General features: G+C 60.9%; 10 protein-coding genes. 2 read left to right on the top strand and 8 right to left on the bottom strand.

The features are described from left to right. Positions 1-215: hypothetical protein (locus EXR36_12025; protein ID MSQ60337.1), on the bottom strand; the 215-nt coding region annotated here is incomplete at its 3' end. A gap of 103 nt (positions 216-318) precedes the next feature. On the opposite strand from EXR36_12025, the gene EXR36_12020 reads away from it, so the two are divergent. Further along, entirely contained in the window at positions 319-4,656 is a 4,338-nt protein-coding gene (locus tag EXR36_12020; protein ID MSQ60336.1) for a DEAD/DEAH box helicase, read from the top strand. Positions 4,657-4,829: 173 nt separating this feature from the next. Next, positions 4,830-7,658: an EAL domain-containing protein gene (locus EXR36_12015; GenBank protein MSQ60335.1), complete on the top strand. Its 2,829-nt coding sequence runs from the start codon at positions 4,830-4,832 to the stop codon at positions 7,656-7,658. 19 nt (positions 7,659-7,677) lie between these two features. Here the strand turns inward: EXR36_12015 and EXR36_12010 are convergent, their stop codons facing one another. From EXR36_12010 to EXR36_11980, 7 genes are all read right to left on the bottom strand, one after another. Continuing rightward, a complete protein-coding gene (locus EXR36_12010; GenBank protein MSQ60334.1) occupies positions 7,678-8,877 on the bottom strand; it encodes an acetyl-CoA C-acyltransferase in 1,200 nt (399 codons plus the stop codon). A gap of 4 nt (positions 8,878-8,881) precedes the next feature. Continuing rightward, positions 8,882-11,347 carry a 3-hydroxyacyl-CoA dehydrogenase/enoyl-CoA hydratase family protein gene (locus tag EXR36_12005; GenBank protein ID MSQ60333.1) on the bottom strand — a complete coding sequence of 822 codons (2,466 nt, stop codon included), beginning with the start codon at positions 11,345-11,347 and terminating at the stop codon, positions 8,882-8,884. A gap of 11 nt (positions 11,348-11,358) precedes the next feature. Next, a complete protein-coding gene (locus EXR36_12000; GenBank protein MSQ60332.1) occupies positions 11,359-11,985 on the bottom strand; it encodes a hypothetical protein in 627 nt (208 codons plus the stop codon). 33 nt (positions 11,986-12,018) lie between these two features. After that, on the bottom strand, positions 12,019-12,609 hold the full coding sequence (locus EXR36_11995; protein MSQ60331.1) for a hypothetical protein: 591 nt from the start codon (positions 12,607-12,609) through the stop codon (positions 12,019-12,021). Between the two features lie 30 nt (positions 12,610-12,639). After that, entirely contained in the window at positions 12,640-13,023 is a 384-nt protein-coding gene (locus EXR36_11990) for an acyl-CoA thioesterase (GenBank protein MSQ60330.1), read from the bottom strand. Beyond that, complete coding sequence (locus tag EXR36_11985; GenBank protein ID MSQ60329.1) at positions 13,020-15,521, bottom strand: acyl-CoA dehydrogenase; 2,502 nt, start codon at positions 15,519-15,521, stop codon at positions 13,020-13,022. The genes EXR36_11990 and EXR36_11985 overlap by 4 nt, the downstream gene beginning before the upstream one ends. Positions 15,522-15,644: 123 nt before the next feature. Next, entirely contained in the window at positions 15,645-16,352 is a 708-nt protein-coding gene (locus EXR36_11980; protein ID MSQ60328.1) for a DUF4124 domain-containing protein, read from the bottom strand. Positions 16,353-16,504: the final 152 nt, after the last annotated feature.

Here is a 16,504-nt window from a genome sequence, read left to right as displayed (position 1 = left end):
GGTCCCTCGAACCGCACTTCGCGCCCGATGGCGTGGCCCATGGCGTCCGAGAGCTGGCCGCGCCAAGGCGAGGCGTTCAAGGTGATACCAAGCGCCGCGATGGCGACAGAACCCACGACCAACACGACAAGGAGGGAGACCAAGCCGGCCAAGCACCAACGAATGAATCTGGGGAGCCGCTTGGGCGAACGCCCTCCGAAGACCGGGCTAGGCAACGAGCCCTCCTATGCAGATGGAATTCTCAAGGATAACGGATCGGGGCTCACGAGGCGATGAAGCCGTTGCATAATCCGCTCTACCATCAAAGACCATGCCGCCATGGACGCTCTCGGCCATTTTCATCCCGCGGTCACCGCCTGGTTCCGTAGCCGGTTCCCCTCGCCGACCGCCGCTCAGACGCAGGCGTGGCCCGCCATTCAGTCTGGACATCACACGCTGATCGCGGCCCCCACGGGCTCGGGCAAAACCTTGGCGGCCTTCTTGAGCGCCATCGACGCGCTGGTTCGCTTGGGCGTACGGGACGAGCTGCCCGGCGCAACCCAGGTGGTCTATATCTCGCCGCTCAAGGCACTCTCCAACGATATTCAGCGCAATCTCGAAGATCCCCTGGCGGGCATTCGCGAACATCTGGCGCAACAAGGCCTGCGCGATGTTGCCATTCGCACCCAGGTGCGAACGGGCGATACCCCGCAAGCCGAGCGCGCCCGCATGCGGCGCAACCCGCCGCATATTCTGGTGACAACGCCGGAGTCGCTCTACATCTTGGTGACCAGCGAGTCGGGCCGGCGCATGCTGGCCACCACTAGCAGCGTCATCGTGGACGAAATTCACGCGCTCGTGCAGACCAAGCGCGGCGCCCATTTAGCCCTCACGCTGGAGAGGCTGGAGCAACTTTGCCCTCACCCCATTACCCGCATTGGGTTGTCCGCCACGCAGAAACCCATCGGATCGGTGGCCAATTTTCTAGTGGGCAATCCACAACGCATATCCAAGGGGCTCATCGGTACCGGCACCCGGTGCCAGATCATCGATACGGGCCACGTGCGAGAGCGCGACTTAAGCCTGGAACTGCCGGATTCCCCGTTGGAAGCGGTCATGTCCGCCGAGATGTGGGGCCAAGTCCATGACCGGCTCGTGCAATTGATTCAGACTCATCGCTCCACGCTGATTTTCGTGAACACGCGCCGCCTGGCCGAGCGCCTGGCGCGCGCACTCACCGGCCAGCTCGGCAAAGAGTCTGTCATGTCTCATCATGGAAGTCTCGCCAAGGACCAACGCTTCGATGCGGAGCAACGTCTCAAGCGCGGAGAATTGAAAGCCTTGGTGGCAACCTCCTCCTTGGAACTCGGGATCGATGTGGGCTATGTGGACTTGGTGTGCCAGATCGCCAGCCCGCGCGCGCTCTCGGCCTTCTTGCAGCGCGTGGGCCGCTCCGGCCACGCCGTGGGCGGCTTGCCCAAGGGGCGGCTGTTTCCCCTGACACGGGACGATCTCATGGAGTGCACGGCGTTGATCGACGCGGTGCACCGCGGTGAGTTGGACGAGTTGCGCCTCTGCGAGAAACCGATGGACGTATTGGCGCAACAAATCGCCGCGGAAGTGGCGTGCCAAGAATGGGACGAAGACGCGCTCTTCACTGCCTACCGCCAAGCATGGCCCTACCGGGATTTGCAGCGCGCGGAATTCGACGCCGTCACCAAAATGCTGGCCGAGGGGATTTCCACGCAGCGCGGACGCGCTCACACCCTGGTGCACCGGGATGGCGTCCATAAGCAACTGCGCCCGCGCCAAGGGGTGCGCCTTACGGCCATCACTTGCGGCGGCACCATTCCCGACACGGCCGATTACGTCGTGGTGTTGCAACCGGAAGAAACCGTCATCGGATCGGTGAACGAGGATTTCGCCATCGAAAGCATGGCGGGCGACGTGTTTCAACTGGGCAACCGTTCCTATCGCATTTTGCGCGTGGAAGCCGGGCGCGTGCGGGTGGCCGATGCGCAAGATGTTCCGCCCACCATACCCTTTTGGCTGGGCGAGGCGCCTGGGCGTACAGACGAAGTCTCGCAATCCGTGTCGCGCCTACGCCAGCAACTCAACAAGCTTTTAGATGACGGCGAAAATGCCGCCGCGCGCCTGGAGGCTGATCTGGGTTTGAGGCAAGACGCAGCCCGGCAATTGGCGGATTACTTGCAAAGCGCCCACGCGGCTTTGGGCGCATTACCCACCCAGGATCACATCTTCTTCGAGCGCTTCTTCGATGAGGCCGGTGGCATGCAGTTAGTGATTCACTCCTGCTTCGGCAGCCGCCTCAATCGCGCTTGGGGATTGGCGCTGAGAAAACGCTTCTGCCGCAAGTTCAATTTCGAATTGCAAGCCGCCGCCACGGAAGACGCCATCATCTTGTCGCTCACCGCTGTGCATAGTTTTGCCTTGGAGGAAGTGGCGCGTTACCTGCACTCCAGTTCGGTGCGCGCGGTGCTCGTGCAAGCCTTGCTCGATGCGCCCATGTTCATCACGCGCTGGAGGTGGAATGCTTCAATCGCCTTGGCGCTGCTACGCCAGCGCGGCGGCGAGCGCGTTCCCACGCAGTTGCAGCGCATGCAAGCGGAGGATTTGATCGCCACGGTATTCCCCGACCAACTGGCGTGCCTGGAGAATATCGCGGGTGAGCGGGAGATTCCCGATCACCCTCTGGTAAATCAAACCATTTCCGACTGCCTGCACGAAGCCATGGATGTGGCGGGTTTGGAGCGCCTGTTGCGCCGTATCGAAGAAGGCGATGTGCGCATCACAGGCCGCGACTTGGCCATGCCTTCTCCCATGGCCGCGGAGATCCTCGCCGCGAAGCCCTACGCCTTCCTCGACGATGCACCGCTGGAGGAACGGCGCACGCAGGCGGTGGTGAACCGCCGCTGGCTCGATCCGCAATCGGCGGCGGACATCGGGCGCCTGGATCCCCAGGCCATCGCGCGCGTGCGCGAGGAAGCCTGGCCGGATGCGCAAAGCGCGGACGAATTGCACGACGCCTTGCTGTGGCTGGGCTTTCTCACGGACGAGGAGGTACAGCGCCAAACCCCATGGATACCGCTGCTGGAGGAATTGGCGCGCAAGCGGCGTGTCGCGCAGATCCTATTGCCCACGGCGCCCCGCGCCCTATGGTGCAGCACGGAGCGCCTGGCGCAAATCCTGTGCATTCATCCAGAATCTAGAGTTGGCCAAGGCGCGGGAGAAATTCCCGCGGAGTTAAATCAATCCTGGGCACCGGAAGCCGCCACCACGGAATTGGTGCGAGGACGGCTAGAGGGATTGGGGCCCGTCACCGCAAGCGTATTGGCGCAATCCCTGGGTGTCGCCGAGGCACGTACCGATTCGGCTCTGCTTGCGCTCGAAGCGGAAGGGTTCGCGCTTCGTGGCCATTTCACCGGCGCGGCAAACGCCCTGGAGTGGTGCGAGCGCCGCCTGCTGGCGCGTATCCACCGCTACACCCTCAAACGCTTGCGCCAGGAGATCGAGCCGGTATCCGCCGCGGACTTCATGCGTTTCTTGTTGCGCTGGCAACGCGTGGGCCCAGCTCATCGCATGGAGGGTCCGGATGGTTTGGCGGCCGTGCTCTCGCAACTGGAAGGTTTTGAAGCCGCCGCCATCGCGTGGGAGTCCGAACTCTTGCCGGCCCGGCTTGCCCACTATGAACCTACGTGGCTCGATGATCTGTGCCGCGCGGGAAGAGTGGTGTGGACTCGGCTCAATCCGCCAGCCGGGGCAGCGTCGCGCAGCCGCGGCCCAGTGCGCAGTTCCCCCATTACACTACTCAACCGCCAGCACGCTCATCTATGGGCATTTCTTGGCAGCCAGGAAGATGATTCTTCCGCGAAGCTTAGTTCCAACGCGCGTGCCGTCCTGGAGCATCTGCGAACCAGCGGCGCGTCCTTCTTCGATGACATCGCTCATGACATCGGTTTACCCAAGAGTTTCGTGGAAGAGGCTCTGGGGGAATTAGTAACGAGGGGATGGGTGCGCGCCGACAGTTTTGCCGGCCTGCGCGCGCTACTGATGCCTTCGGACCGGCGCAAGCCCTTTGGTTCCCATGGGCGCGGGCGCCACTCCGTGATGGGCATCGAAGACGCCGGCCGGTGGGCCGCGGCAAGTGCGGCACGCAAGCAGCCGGACAAACCCTCCGGTCTCATCGAACATGTTGCTCGCGCGCTTCTCAAGCGCTACGGCATCGTGTTCTGGCACATGCTGGCGCGCGAAGCAGACTGGTTGCCGCCATGGCGCGAATTGATGATGTGCTTTCGGCGCCTGGAAGCGCGCGGCGAAATTCGCGGTGGCCGGTTTGTCGCGGGATTTTCCGGCGAGCAATTCGCGCTACCGGAAGCCATCTCGGCGCTACGCCGCACGGACCGCGCGGAAGATGAACTGCTGTGCCTAAGTGGCGCCGATCCCCTCAATCTGGCGGGGACACTCGTCCCCGGCCCCAAGGTGCCCGCCCTTGCGGGAAACCGTATCATCCTTGCCGCGGGGATACCCGTGGCCGCGCTGGTAGCCGGTGAAGTGCAGTACATGCAAGCGTGCGACCCCGCCAAAGCCGCACGGTGGCGCGAGGCCTTGTTCCGGCATCCGGCAAACCTACGCGGGACGGACATTCAGTCCGCATAACGCCGTCCACCTAGAGCGGCCTTTACAGTTCTTTACGGTTACGCCAGCGGCCGCGTAGGTCTGGAAACCGCGACTGGCGGCCCATTGCACCGAAATTCCAGGACGCAGCGCAGCGCGCACGCCTTTAGCTATGAATTCCCAATATAGCGGCGCGATCCCACACACCCTGGACAATGACGGGTTTCACTCGAACACTATTCGGCAGCAAGCTCGCGACCAGAATATTCGTACTATTCCTGGCGGGGGCCTTCATTCCCGCGTTAGCCGTGGCCTGGCTCGTCCATGAGGGGAGCGAGACCGCTATCTTGGAACATTTGGAGCACGACCTCTCGGAATGGGCGAACTTGCACTCGAAACTCGTCTCGCTTCACGCCGGCGAATTCGCCAATCTCATCTCCAACGCGCACGGCCCGCAATCTCTAAATGCCTCCGCGCACTCCAATCATCCCGCGGTTAGCCAACCGCTCCCGTTGGGAATAACGATGCATTGGGGCATGGCTAACACCAGTGTTGGCCACGGCGAACGCATAGAGCAATTGGAGTTGGACGAGAAGCAGCGTGACGACCTCGATAAAGGTTTGATCCTAGTACACGCCATTCCGAACGAGGAGCTATATATTCTCAAGCTCGGACACACGGCGGAAGGCGGCAGGCCGCTCCTGGTGGCACGAATCTATCCGAAAAGCTTATTGCCCGGGTTTCTCCCCGCTCGGATGGAGCGTTGCTTATTGGTGGGAAATGTTCCCGTTCTTTGTTCCGGCGCGCTGGGCGAAGCCGTGGATCGTGCGCTTCATGAAGCGGCTTCTCCGGGGAAGACCTTGCATGCGGCGCTTACGGCGGGAAAGTCACGGTACACCGTTGAACGTGTCGTATCGTTACCCATGGCGTTTAGCAGTGCGCGCTGGACCATTCTGCTAACGACAGCCCACCCCGGCATCTCGCAACTCGCCGCCAACAAGGGAAGCACTTTGATCCTAGGAGCCACACTGGCCTTGCTAGTGGCCCTACTCCTTAGATTCTGGCACATCCGGCGCACGCTGTACCCTCTCAAGGCAATGCTCGATGCGACAGCGAATGCCACCACTCATGACTTCTCCCAGTCGGTGAAGGCGGACGCATCCGGCGAGTTAAGTGAATTGAGCCGTTCCTTCAACGCCATGGGCCACCGCATTGGAAGACAGTTCAAGGTATTGAAGCTTCTGGCGGAATTGGACCGGCTGATTCTGTCCGGTGCCGACATCGACCAACTTGCCAATGTGCTTCTTGCCAGATTGTCCGAGGTGCTCCGGCTCGACGCAGCCGCGATCGTCATCTGCGAACCCAAAACCGGGCGCATCAGCCGCACTTATTTTGTTATCTACGGTAACGAAAAAGGCGTACATGCCGTGCGAACCGGCAGCACGTCGCAAGCGCCCACCGGACCTCTCACGGACTTCGGCGATCTGCGTCATCGCATAACGGAACTCGGGTTAATCAAATCCATCGAGACAGGATTCGATGCGCTAGCCTTGCCCGTCAAAACAGAAGATGGCCTGAGCGGCGCCCTTTACGCCGCGCGCTCCATTGCGCGCCCGCGCGATGAAGCCGAGGATCTTGGCATAGCCGATATCGCCGACCGTTTGGGCGTCGCCGTTACCGCGATGCAGAAGGACCAGCAACTCTTTCTACAGACGCGCTTCGACCCTCTCACGCGGCTGCCTAACCGGGTGCTGTTCACCGACCGGCTGGTGCAGGAGATTGCGCGCGCTGCCCGTAGTGGAAATATGCTGGCGTTGCTTTACATCGACCTGGATCTGTTCAAGCAAGTCAATGACACGTTAGGCCATGAGGCCGGCGACCAAGTCCTGCGCGGCGTGGCCGCCCGCCTACGCGCATGCGTGCGCGATGCGGATACGGTGGCCCGGTTGAGCGGAGACGAGTTCAGCATCATCCTGAGCGCCCTCACGGACAGCAAGGACGCGGGCATTCTCGCCAACAATATCATTCAACGCCTTACGGAGCCCTTCGCCATAGGCCCGCACCAAAGTTTTCTTGGCGCGAGCATCGGCATCACGTTGTACCCAACGGACGCGAACTCGCCCGAGTCCCTCATCCGCAACGCGGATATCGCCATGTACCGCGCCAAGGAGGCGGGAAAGGGCCACCACGTTTACTTCGACGAGCGCATGAACCAAGAGGCCCAGAACCTCCCCAATCTCGACCGCGAACTGCGTATAGCCCTGGAGAGCAACCAGTTCGTACTGCACTTTCAGCCCCAACTCGATCTGAAGTCCGGGGCCGTTTCCGGCGTCGAGGCGCTGGTACGCTGGGAGCATCCAACGCGCGGAACGCTCGCACCCGCCTATTTCATGAGTCATGCGGAATCGAGCGGATTGATCGAACCCTTGGGGGAATTAATTCTTGTGAAAGCTTGCGAACACTATCAACTCTGGATCATGGCGGGGATTGCGCCGCCGCGCATTTCCATCAACGCATCGCCGCGGCAATTCAAACGCGCTGACTTCTTCAAGTTCGTCAAGGCCACTCTTATGGATGCCGGCATGCCGCCAGGAGCCTTGGAAATAGAAATCACGGAGACCGTATTGATGGAAGAAAGCGATTTGCCGAGAACCACCATCAACCGCCTGGCCGAGCTTGGTGTGCGCATCGCCATCGACGATTTCGGGACGGGATATTCCTCGCTCTCCTATTTGAAGCGTCTTCCTTTCCACCTGCTCAAGATCGACCGTTCCTTCATTCTGGATGTCAACAACGACGAGGATGCGCGTACCATCACCGCCACCATCATTGCCATGCCCCATAGCCTGCGCAAGGAGGTGGTGGCGGAAGGTGTGGACCACGTGGACCAACTCAGATTTCTACGCAACGAACTATGCGGCCACGTGCAAGGTTTTCTTTTTAGCCCTCCCCTTCCGGATCACGAATTCATGAGCTTCATGCATGCGCACAAAGCGGCGCGGCATGGCACCGGCGAGGCCCGAACGGGATATACGGAATTCTAAGGGGAGCGCGAACGAAGCCTCAAAGAGCTTCGAATATTCCGGCGGCGCCCATCCCCGTTCCCACGCACATCGCCACCATGCCGTAGCGCTGCTTGCGCCGCCGTAACCCGTGTACCAAGGTAGCGGTACGTATGGCACCTGTGGCTCCCAGCGGATGTCCTAGTGCGATCGCCCCTCCCAATGGGTTAACACGGGCGGGATCCAAATCCAAGTCCTGCATGACCGCGAGGCTTTGGGCGGCGAAAGCCTCGTTGAGTTCGATCCAAGCCATGTCGTCCAATTTCAATCCGGCTTGAGACAACGCCTTCGGGATAGCAACCTTGGGACCGATGCCCATGATCTCAGGCGGCACTCCGGCCACTGCATAGCTCACGAAGCGCGCGAGGGGTATCAAACCAAAACGTTTCATCGCCGCCTCGCTCGCCAGTATGAGCGCACCCGCGCCATCGGAAGTCTGGGAACTGTTGCCGGCAGTGACCGATCCTTGAGCCGAGAACGCCGGTCTGAGTTTGGACAAGACCTCCATGGTCGTGCCCGCGCGCGGCCCCTCATCGAATTCTTGCAATTGCGCCGTGACCCGGATTCTGTGATCTGATAAATCCGCAACCCGCCGCTCCACGGAATAGGGCGCGGTCTCGCCGGTGAATTCTCCGCTAGCCATGGCGGACAATGCTCGCTGGTGGCTACGCACGGCAAAATCGTCCTGATCTTCGCGCGTTACCTTCCACTGCGCCGCCACTTTCTCCGCCGTAATGCCCATGCCGTAGCCAATGGCCACGTTCTCGTCGCGTTCGAATATGCGCGGGCTCAGGGAAATCTTATTGCCGCCCATGGGGATCATGCTCATGCTTTCGGTGCCCCCGGCGATCATCACCTCCGCTTCGCCTAAACGAATGCGGTCCGCCGCTAGCGCCACTGCTTGCAACCCCGAGGAGCAGAAGCGATTCACGGTCATGCCCGCGACGGAGTTGGGTAGCCCAGCCAACAGCAAGGCGACACGCGCCACGTTCAAACCCTGTTCGGCCTCGGGTTGCGCGCATCCGGCAATGACGTCTCCAATGCTGGCGGGGTCAAGATTTGGAACCTTGGCAAGCGCGCTCTTAAGAGCGTGTGCTAGCAAGTCATCGGGCCGGACTTGGCGGAACATGCCACGCGGTGCTTTGCCAACTGGCGTCCGAACCGCCGCCACGATGTACGCTTCTTGAATCTGCTTTGCCATGAGTCTAGTTCCTGAGCGGCTTGCCAGTCTTGAGGGTGTACTCGATTCGTGCCTGCGTCTTCTCCGTGGCGAGCAGCTCCATGAAACACTCCCGTTCTAATTGCAGAAACCAGCGCTCGTCCACGAGTGTGCCGGCGTCTAGGTCGCCGCCGCACAGCACATAGGCGATCTTCTCCGTCACCAGGCGGTCGTGCTCGGAGATATATTGCCCCTCGAAAAGGTTCGCCAGATGAGCCTTGAAGGTGGCGATGACATTGCGCCCCGCCACGGGTATCGCACGCGGTGGCAGGGGCGGCCGGTATCCGGTCTCGGCCAAGGCGCGCGCCTGCCATTTGGCCACGTGCAATAGTTCGAAGCGGTTCATCACGATGGGGTCGCCAGGCCGCAGATAGCCCAATTCCCTTGCTTGCTCGGCGGACCGGGATACATCCGCCTTCGCCACGGTTTCGAAGTACCGGCGAATGAAGGGAAAGAGATCGGCACCCTTCGCTTCTTCCGCCGCGCGCAAGGCCAGTTCCTTGCACCCGCCACCCGCGGGGAGAAGACCCACGCCTGCCTCCACCAACCCGATATAACTCTCCAAGGACGCCACTGCCCGCGCGGAGTGCATGACGAACTCGCAGCCTCCCCCGAGAGCCATACCATCCACCGCCGCGACAGTGGGAAGCTTCGCGTACTTCCATGCGCTCGTGGTGTCCTGAAATAACGCCACCACGCTCTCCACTTTTTCCAGGCGTCCCGCCATCAAGGCATCCGCCACGTTAAGTTTGCGCGCGGCCTTGAGTACCACCGCCTCGGCCTCCTTGCGAAAACTCTTGAACATCTTGCCCAGCGCAGAGGGTTTACTTCCGCCCTCGGGACGGGCAGAGGGCCCCGAAAGATTCGCCCCCAACGAGAATGGCGGTTCGGTCTGCCACATCACCAAGCCCGCGAAGCGCGACTCGGATTCTTCGATGGCCTGCTGAATGCCCTCCAGCACGTCTTCGCCGATAGTGTGCATCTTGCTCTTGAAACTCACGACACCGATGTCGTCTCCGGCATGCCATAGGCGCACCGCGCTGGTTTCGAAGATGGCATCGCCATACTTGCGTTCCTCCCCCGCGAGGGTATCGGGATAATGCTGGCGCCGGTATACCGAAAGGTTCCGGCGTGGCGTATAGGTATTCGATGCGGGATCGAAGGAACCTTGCGCGCGATGCACTCCTAGGCGCTCTTCCTCCGTCGCCCATGGTGGCAGCGGCACTTTCGCCAGCGCTTTGCAGGCGGCAATGTCGGCGGCGATCCAGCCTGCCACCTTGTGCCAGCCGGCTTCCTGCCATAGCTCGAAGGGACCTTGGTTCCAGCCGAATCCCCACCGCACCGCCAGATCCAGGTCCCGCGCGTTATCAGAGATACTAGTTAAGTGTACAGCACAGTAATGCAGCATGTCACGAAGGCAAGCCCACAGAAATTTGGCTTGCGGATGGGAGGAGGCACGCAGCGCGCTCAAGCGTTCCGCTACATCGCGCAGCTTCAATATATCCACCACGCCCGGATCGGCCTTCCCCTGCGAGGCGCGATATTCCTTCGAGTTCGCGTCAAGAACATGGATGTCCTTGCCCAGCTTTCGATAGATGCCTCGCTGCGTCTTCTGTCCCAACGCGCCTTGGCCGAGCAAATTCCGATACCAATCGGGCAACTGAAAATGAGGATGCCACGGATCCTCCTCTAGCCCCTCACGCATGGTGTTGACGACGTGGGACAAGGTATCCAGGCCCACCACGTCCGCGGTGCGGTAGGTGGCACTCTTGGGGCGGCCCAGTAGCGAGCCGGTGATGGCGTCCACTTCATCGAACCCCAGGCCGAAGACCCGCGTGTGATGAAAAGCAGTGAGGATCGAGAATACGCCCACGCGGTTGGCGATGAAATTGGGCGTGTCCTTGGCGCGTATCACGCCCTTGCCCAGGGTCGTCGTGAGGAAGGTTTCCAGGCGGTCCAGGAGGGCCAGATTCATCCCCGGCGCGGGAATCAATTCCACGAGATACATGTAGCGCGGCGGGTTGAAGAAATGCACGCCGCAAAAACGCGGCTTGAGTTGCGCGGGTAACACGCCAGAGAGTGCGCGGATGGACAAACCGGAAGTATTGGTCACCAATGCCGCGTCCGCGCCTACGTGAGGCGCGATACGTTCGTACAAAGCCTTTTTCAGATCCACGCGCTCGGCGATGGCCTCGATGATGAGATCGCACCCGGCAAGCCGGCCGAGATCCTGGTCGTAATTCGCAGCTTCGATATGTGCAAGCTTGGCCTTGCTGGCGATGGGACTAGGTTCTAACTTCCCCAGGTTATCGATGGCCTTGTGCACAACGCCATTCGGGTCGCCCTCTTTCGCGGGAAGGTCGAAGAGCAATACAGGAACATTGGCGTTGGCAAGATGGGCCGCGATTTGCGCACCCATCACGCCCGCCCCGAGTACCGCGACTTGTCTCATGCGCGTACCGCCTAGAACGCCATGCTCAGCTGCACGCTGAAGATATCCACCGACGCATCGTACTTACCCGTGACAGTCGTACTGACCGGGCCCGCCACGGTTCGGGTGTTATCGATCGAACCGCTTCCGGAGAATAGATGCGCATAAGCTATATCAACGGCACCCGCATCGGAGAACCGGTACTTCGCCCCCATGGAAGTCCATACGCGGTCGCTATCGGGCAAGCGCACGGTACGGTTGCTTCCATTCACCGGGGATTCGTCGTAAGCCACGCCGCCTTTAATGGTCCAGCGTTCGCCGGGACGATAGTTCACCCCAATTGCGAACCGCCAAGCATCGTTGAAACGAAAAACCAACTGATCGAGAGCCGCACCATCCACCCGGTTGATAACGTTGACCCTGTCAATTTCGCTCCAGTGAGTCCACGATAGATCCCCAAGCAGTTCCCATTTTTCACCGTACTTTTGCAGCACGCTCAAGGTCGCGATATCCGGAAAAGTAACGCCGGCTTGAGCTGAATAGGTAATCACCGGCGCTCCCGCGATGGTGGTGATGAAGGCGCTGCCCCGCAACGTGTAGTCCAATTTGGAGCGATACGCAATGCCAAGACGCATGTCTGGCCCGAGTTGTAATAGCACGCCCGCATTCCATCCCCAGGCTTAGTCGTCGGCCTACAACCGGGACCGGACTTCGGCCGGCCCAGGCAGTAGCGCGGCATTGGTTAACTCCGCTTGCGCCCTTTGCCAGTTAATCCCTGCACCAACAGAAACGGCGTCGCTCACCTTGAACGCCATGGAAGGATTCACGTTGAGGGTCTTCAAATCGGACTTGATACCTTGAAAGCGGCCCAACCAGGTGCTCTCGTACTCCGTTTTAAGACCAAAGGGCGCGTTGATCCCAAGGCCAAAGGCCAGCTTTTCTCCCACGGGCATGCTGAAATAGATATTGGGCACGACAGCCAGGCCGCCCGCATCGCCTCCAGTGCCAGTCCCCAAGGAAAGCGCGCTCGCTCCCATTCCTGAAAATTTGGTGGTGACGTCGATTCCATGCACCGCCACCATGCCCTGAATTCCTCGCAGTTGCGCCAACCCCGCGGGGTTGAAGAACACGGTACTGGCATCTTCGGCGGCGGCCGCGGTGCCCGCGAAGGAATTCTCTACCGAGCTTGCGCTTTGCTCAAGGAGGGCGAACCCTGCTCCTTGTACTTCCACGGTAGTTGCGCAACCTAACAGCATGCAGACGATGTACAGCCTATTTTTCATGATGCTCTCCTCAAGTACTGACCTAAAGACTTACTTCATGACAGGCCGGGGTTGCCTCCTGTCGTCCACGGCGACATAGGTCAGTGTCGCCTCGGTCACCTTCACACACACCTCCTCTTCCATTCCGCGCTGGGCATAGACCTCAACGTCCACCGTGATGGATGTGCGGCCCACGCGTTTTACCCCGGCGTAAAAACTCACCAGATCCCCGATAAAAACAGGTTGTTTGAACACGAAGGAATTGACCGCCACCGTGGCGACTCTACCCTTCGCCAATCGAAAACACGGAATGGAACCGGCGATATCCACTTGCGACATGATCCAGCCGCCGAAAATATCTCCCGTCGCGTTGGCGTCCTTCAGCATGGGCACGACTCGAATGACCGGCTCCTTTCCGGTGGGTAGCTGCGTCATGCTTCGGCCTTCTCTGGCATGCCACGCTGCTCTGCCGTACGGTCTGGTTTATTTTGCTCCCTCGGCGTCGTTCGGCGCCCCACGTCCTGGGGAAAGTCATCCACCATGATGCACGCCTTGCGCAACTGTTCATAGCGCCGCCATAGTTGTGCTTCCTCGGCGGAGATGGTGTTGGCGCTCAAGGCCACGTCCACTTGCTCGCTCATGGAGGCTGGCATGGCGCGATGAACCTTTCCCTTGCTTCTCGCCTTGGCCTCGACGGCCTCGGCGGCGGCCACGGCACCCAGCGCGAGCTCCAGGCGTCCCACGGGATCGGCTTCGCTGCTGGCGAAATACACGTCCGCCGTCAAGCGCTCGCGCGCGGGGGACGCCTGCATGATGAGCCGGGTCACGCGCTGGCCCAAGTCGTCGCTGGGCGCCTTGAAGCGGCGCCCGAAGGGAAACGCGACGCGCTTCATGAGCGCGGCAATGACCCGGTTGGGAAAATTGTCGAACACGCCATAGGCCGCCTCTTGCGCGCGGTAACAACATTCCTCCAGCGCCCAGCGCGCGAAAGGAAGATCCGTTTGCTGCTGGCCTTCGTCCTCGAAACGCTTGAGCACCGCGGATCCAAGGTACATGTAACTCAGCATATCCCCCAAGCGGCCCGAGAGTTTTTCGCGGCGCTTGAGCGCCCCGCCCAACGCCAACATTGAAAGATCGGCCATGAACGCAAAGCCCGCGCAGATCCTGGAGAGGTTCTGGAAGTGCCGCTTCAGATCACGGGAACCGGGCACCGGTTTAAGGCGCGCCCCCCCCAGGCCCAGAAAAAGCGAGCGTGCGGCGTTTCCGGCGAGAAAGGCCCCATGACTCCACAGGGCCTGGTCAAACAAACGCGCACCCGTCGTTTCGTCCGCGTATCCCGCCGCATCGATTTCCTTCAGCACGTAAGGATGTGCGCGAATGGCTCCCTGGCCGAAGATGATCATGCTGCGCGTGAGAATGTTGGCGCCTTCCACGGTGATGGCGATGGGAGCTTGCTGGTAAGCGCGCCCGAGATAGTTGTTCGGCCCCAGGCAAATGCCCTTGCCACCATGCACATCCATGGCGTCGTTGATGACTGTGCGGCCGCGCTCCGTGCAATGGTACTTGGCGACGGCGGACAATACGGAAGGCTTCTCTCCCAGATCCACCGCACCCGCGGTAAGGGTGCGCACGGCATCGATCATGTACGTGTTGCCGCCGATGCGCGCCATCGCCTCTTCCACACCCTCGAACTTTCCGATGGGCACGCGGAATTGCTGGCGGATGCGGGCATAGGCTCCCGTGGTGCGGGCGGCCATCTGCGCCATCCCGGCGCTGGAGGACGGCAACGAGATGGAACGCCCAGCGGCCAAACACTCCATGAGCATCCGCCATCCCTGCCCCACGCGCTCCTGCCCGCCGATGACCCACTCCATGGGAATGAATACATCCTTGCCCGAATTGGGCCCGTTCATGAAGGATGCGTTGAGCGGAAAGTGCCGCCGCCCGATGTTGACGCCCGGATGACCGGTGGGAACGAGTGCCAGCGTGATGCCCAAGTCCTGCTCTTGGCCCAGGAACCGGTTCGGATCGTAGAGACGAAATGCGAGACCCAGAAGAGTCGCCACCGGCCCTAGGGTGATATAGCGCTTGTCCCACGTCAATCGCATTCCCAGCACTTGGCGGCCCTCATGAGTGCCGTAACACACGATTCCGTGATCGGGAATGGCGCCGGCATCGGACCCTGCGTCGGGCCCCGTAAGCGCGAAGCACGGCGTTTCCAATCCTCGCGCCAAACGCGGCAAGTAGTAATGCTTCTGTTCGTCAGTGCCATAGTGCAGCAAGAGTTCGGAGGGCCCCAGGGAATTGGGCACCATCACCGCCACCGTGGCCGGGGCGCTGCGCGTGGCGAGTTTGGTGATCACTTGCGAATGGGCATAGGCGGAAAATCCCAGTCCTCCATATTCCTTTGGGATAATCATTCCCAGGAAGCCCTCGTCCTTGATGAACTGCCACACGCTGGGCGGCAGGTCGTTCAACTCATAGGTCGCTTCCCAATCGTCGGTCATGGCGCACAATTCCTCCACGGGACCATCGAGAAAATCGCGCTCTTCCTTGCTAAGAGCAGGGCGGGGAAACGCTAGGAGTTTGTTCCAGTCCGGGCGCCCCGAAAATAAATCCGCGTCCCACCAGACGGTACCGGCGTTGAGCGCCTCCTTCTCCGTGGTGGACACTTGCGGCATCACGCGCCGGAACCATCCGAACAGCGGGTCGCTCACGAAGGCGCGGCGAAGTCTTGGAACCAGAACGATGGCGCAAGCGGCTATGTAGAACGTCCCCAGAATAGCCAGCGTCACGAAGGAAAACGCGGAGGCAAACGAAGCAGCCAACAAATACACCGCGGCACACACCGCCCAAATCCAGCGGTTCGCTTCGCGATAGGCCAGAGCCCAAGACAGCCCCGCGCCCGCCACGGCCCAGATCCAGTGCGCCATGTTGCGCTCCCACAGTCATCAAAGATCGGGTACGAAGCAAGACCCGTACGACAGGGATGCTACACGAACGAAATGGCGCCTACGCGATGACGCTGGAATAGGCAACTAATGTATGGCCTCGCCTTACTTGAAGGATCCCGCGCCTGGATTGGTTGCAGACGTTGGAGGTTTGGAGCCCAAGAGCGCACTGGCCGGCTGGGGCACGGATACCGGAGGTCTGGAACCCACGAATTCAATGGCCGGTATGCTAGGTATCGATGTACCAGGACGCGCACCTTTGATACGCCGAACTGGCACCGCCGTGATGGGCGGGTTGGGCAAGGGGAAGACGATGAGCTCTGGTTGCGCCCGCGCCGTGCGGGGCCAAAATAATACCACCGCCAGTTCGTCCATGCTGGCCCCGCGCCCGGATTCGCACTGTTCCAGCACGCGCTGCCTGGCGGCGGCGAGATAGGTCACGCGCTCCTCCGTGCTCATCCAGGCGATCTCGCCGCTACTCAAGGGCCGCATCAACACCAGTTCGGGGTATTGCCACAAGAATTCGACCGCTTGCATGGCCCGCTCACACGCGGCACCTTCATCCATGCCACTGCTTATTTCCAACGGCCGGGCGGATTCCCATTGCGAGAGCCGCTCCTTGTTCTTGGCCATTTGTGCCCTCGCGGCCTCCTGCTCTTGCGCGGTGGGCAAGGGCGGCGCCTCAAGAATGCGTTCAGGGGGTATATCGGACGCGACATTACCGTAGTGGACGTGTCCCCTATCATCCGTCCACACCCGGATGACGTCGGCCACGCTAGCGCTCCAAGCGGCTAATCCCAATACCAAAGCCAAAAATCGTGTCGCGGGTTTTTAGAGTTGTCCGGTTCTGTAGCACATGAATTGTCCGCTTTTTCTGCCGAGGGTGGGAAACGGCGAAGGGCGTAGCCCGGAGTCGGTTCCCACCCTCGGCGGCGCGTCTGGCGAACGGTTCAGGCGGCCTGTTT

It is taken from the genome of Betaproteobacteria bacterium (assembly GCA_009693245.1).
Classification (GTDB): Bacteria; Pseudomonadota; Gammaproteobacteria; order Burkholderiales; family SHXO01; genus SHXO01.
The sequence above is the reverse complement of the archived record's forward strand: the minus strand, read 5'-3'. Positions and strand labels throughout refer to the sequence as shown.

Bases quoted from the DNA above. Each gene is read 5' to 3' on its own strand.
- EXR36_12015 (MSQ60335.1), top strand. From the start codon at position 4,830: ATGACGGGTTTCACTCGAACACTATTCGGCAGCAAGCTCGCGACCAGA.
- EXR36_11985 (MSQ60329.1), bottom strand. From the start codon at position 15,521: ATGGCGCACTGGATCTGGGCCGTGGCGGGCGCGGGGCTGTCTTGGGCT.
- EXR36_12005 (MSQ60333.1), bottom strand. From the start codon at position 11,347: ATGAGACAAGTCGCGGTACTCGGGGCGGGCGTGATGGGTGCGCAAATC.
- EXR36_12010 (MSQ60334.1), bottom strand. From the start codon at position 8,877: ATGGCAAAGCAGATTCAAGAAGCGTACATCGTGGCGGCGGTTCGGACG.
- EXR36_11990 (MSQ60330.1), bottom strand. From the start codon at position 13,023: ATGACGCAGCTACCCACCGGAAAGGAGCCGGTCATTCGAGTCGTGCCC.
- EXR36_12020 (MSQ60336.1), top strand. From the start codon at position 319: ATGGACGCTCTCGGCCATTTTCATCCCGCGGTCACCGCCTGGTTCCGT.
- EXR36_11995 (MSQ60331.1), bottom strand. From the start codon at position 12,609: ATGAAAAATAGGCTGTACATCGTCTGCATGCTGTTAGGTTGCGCAACT.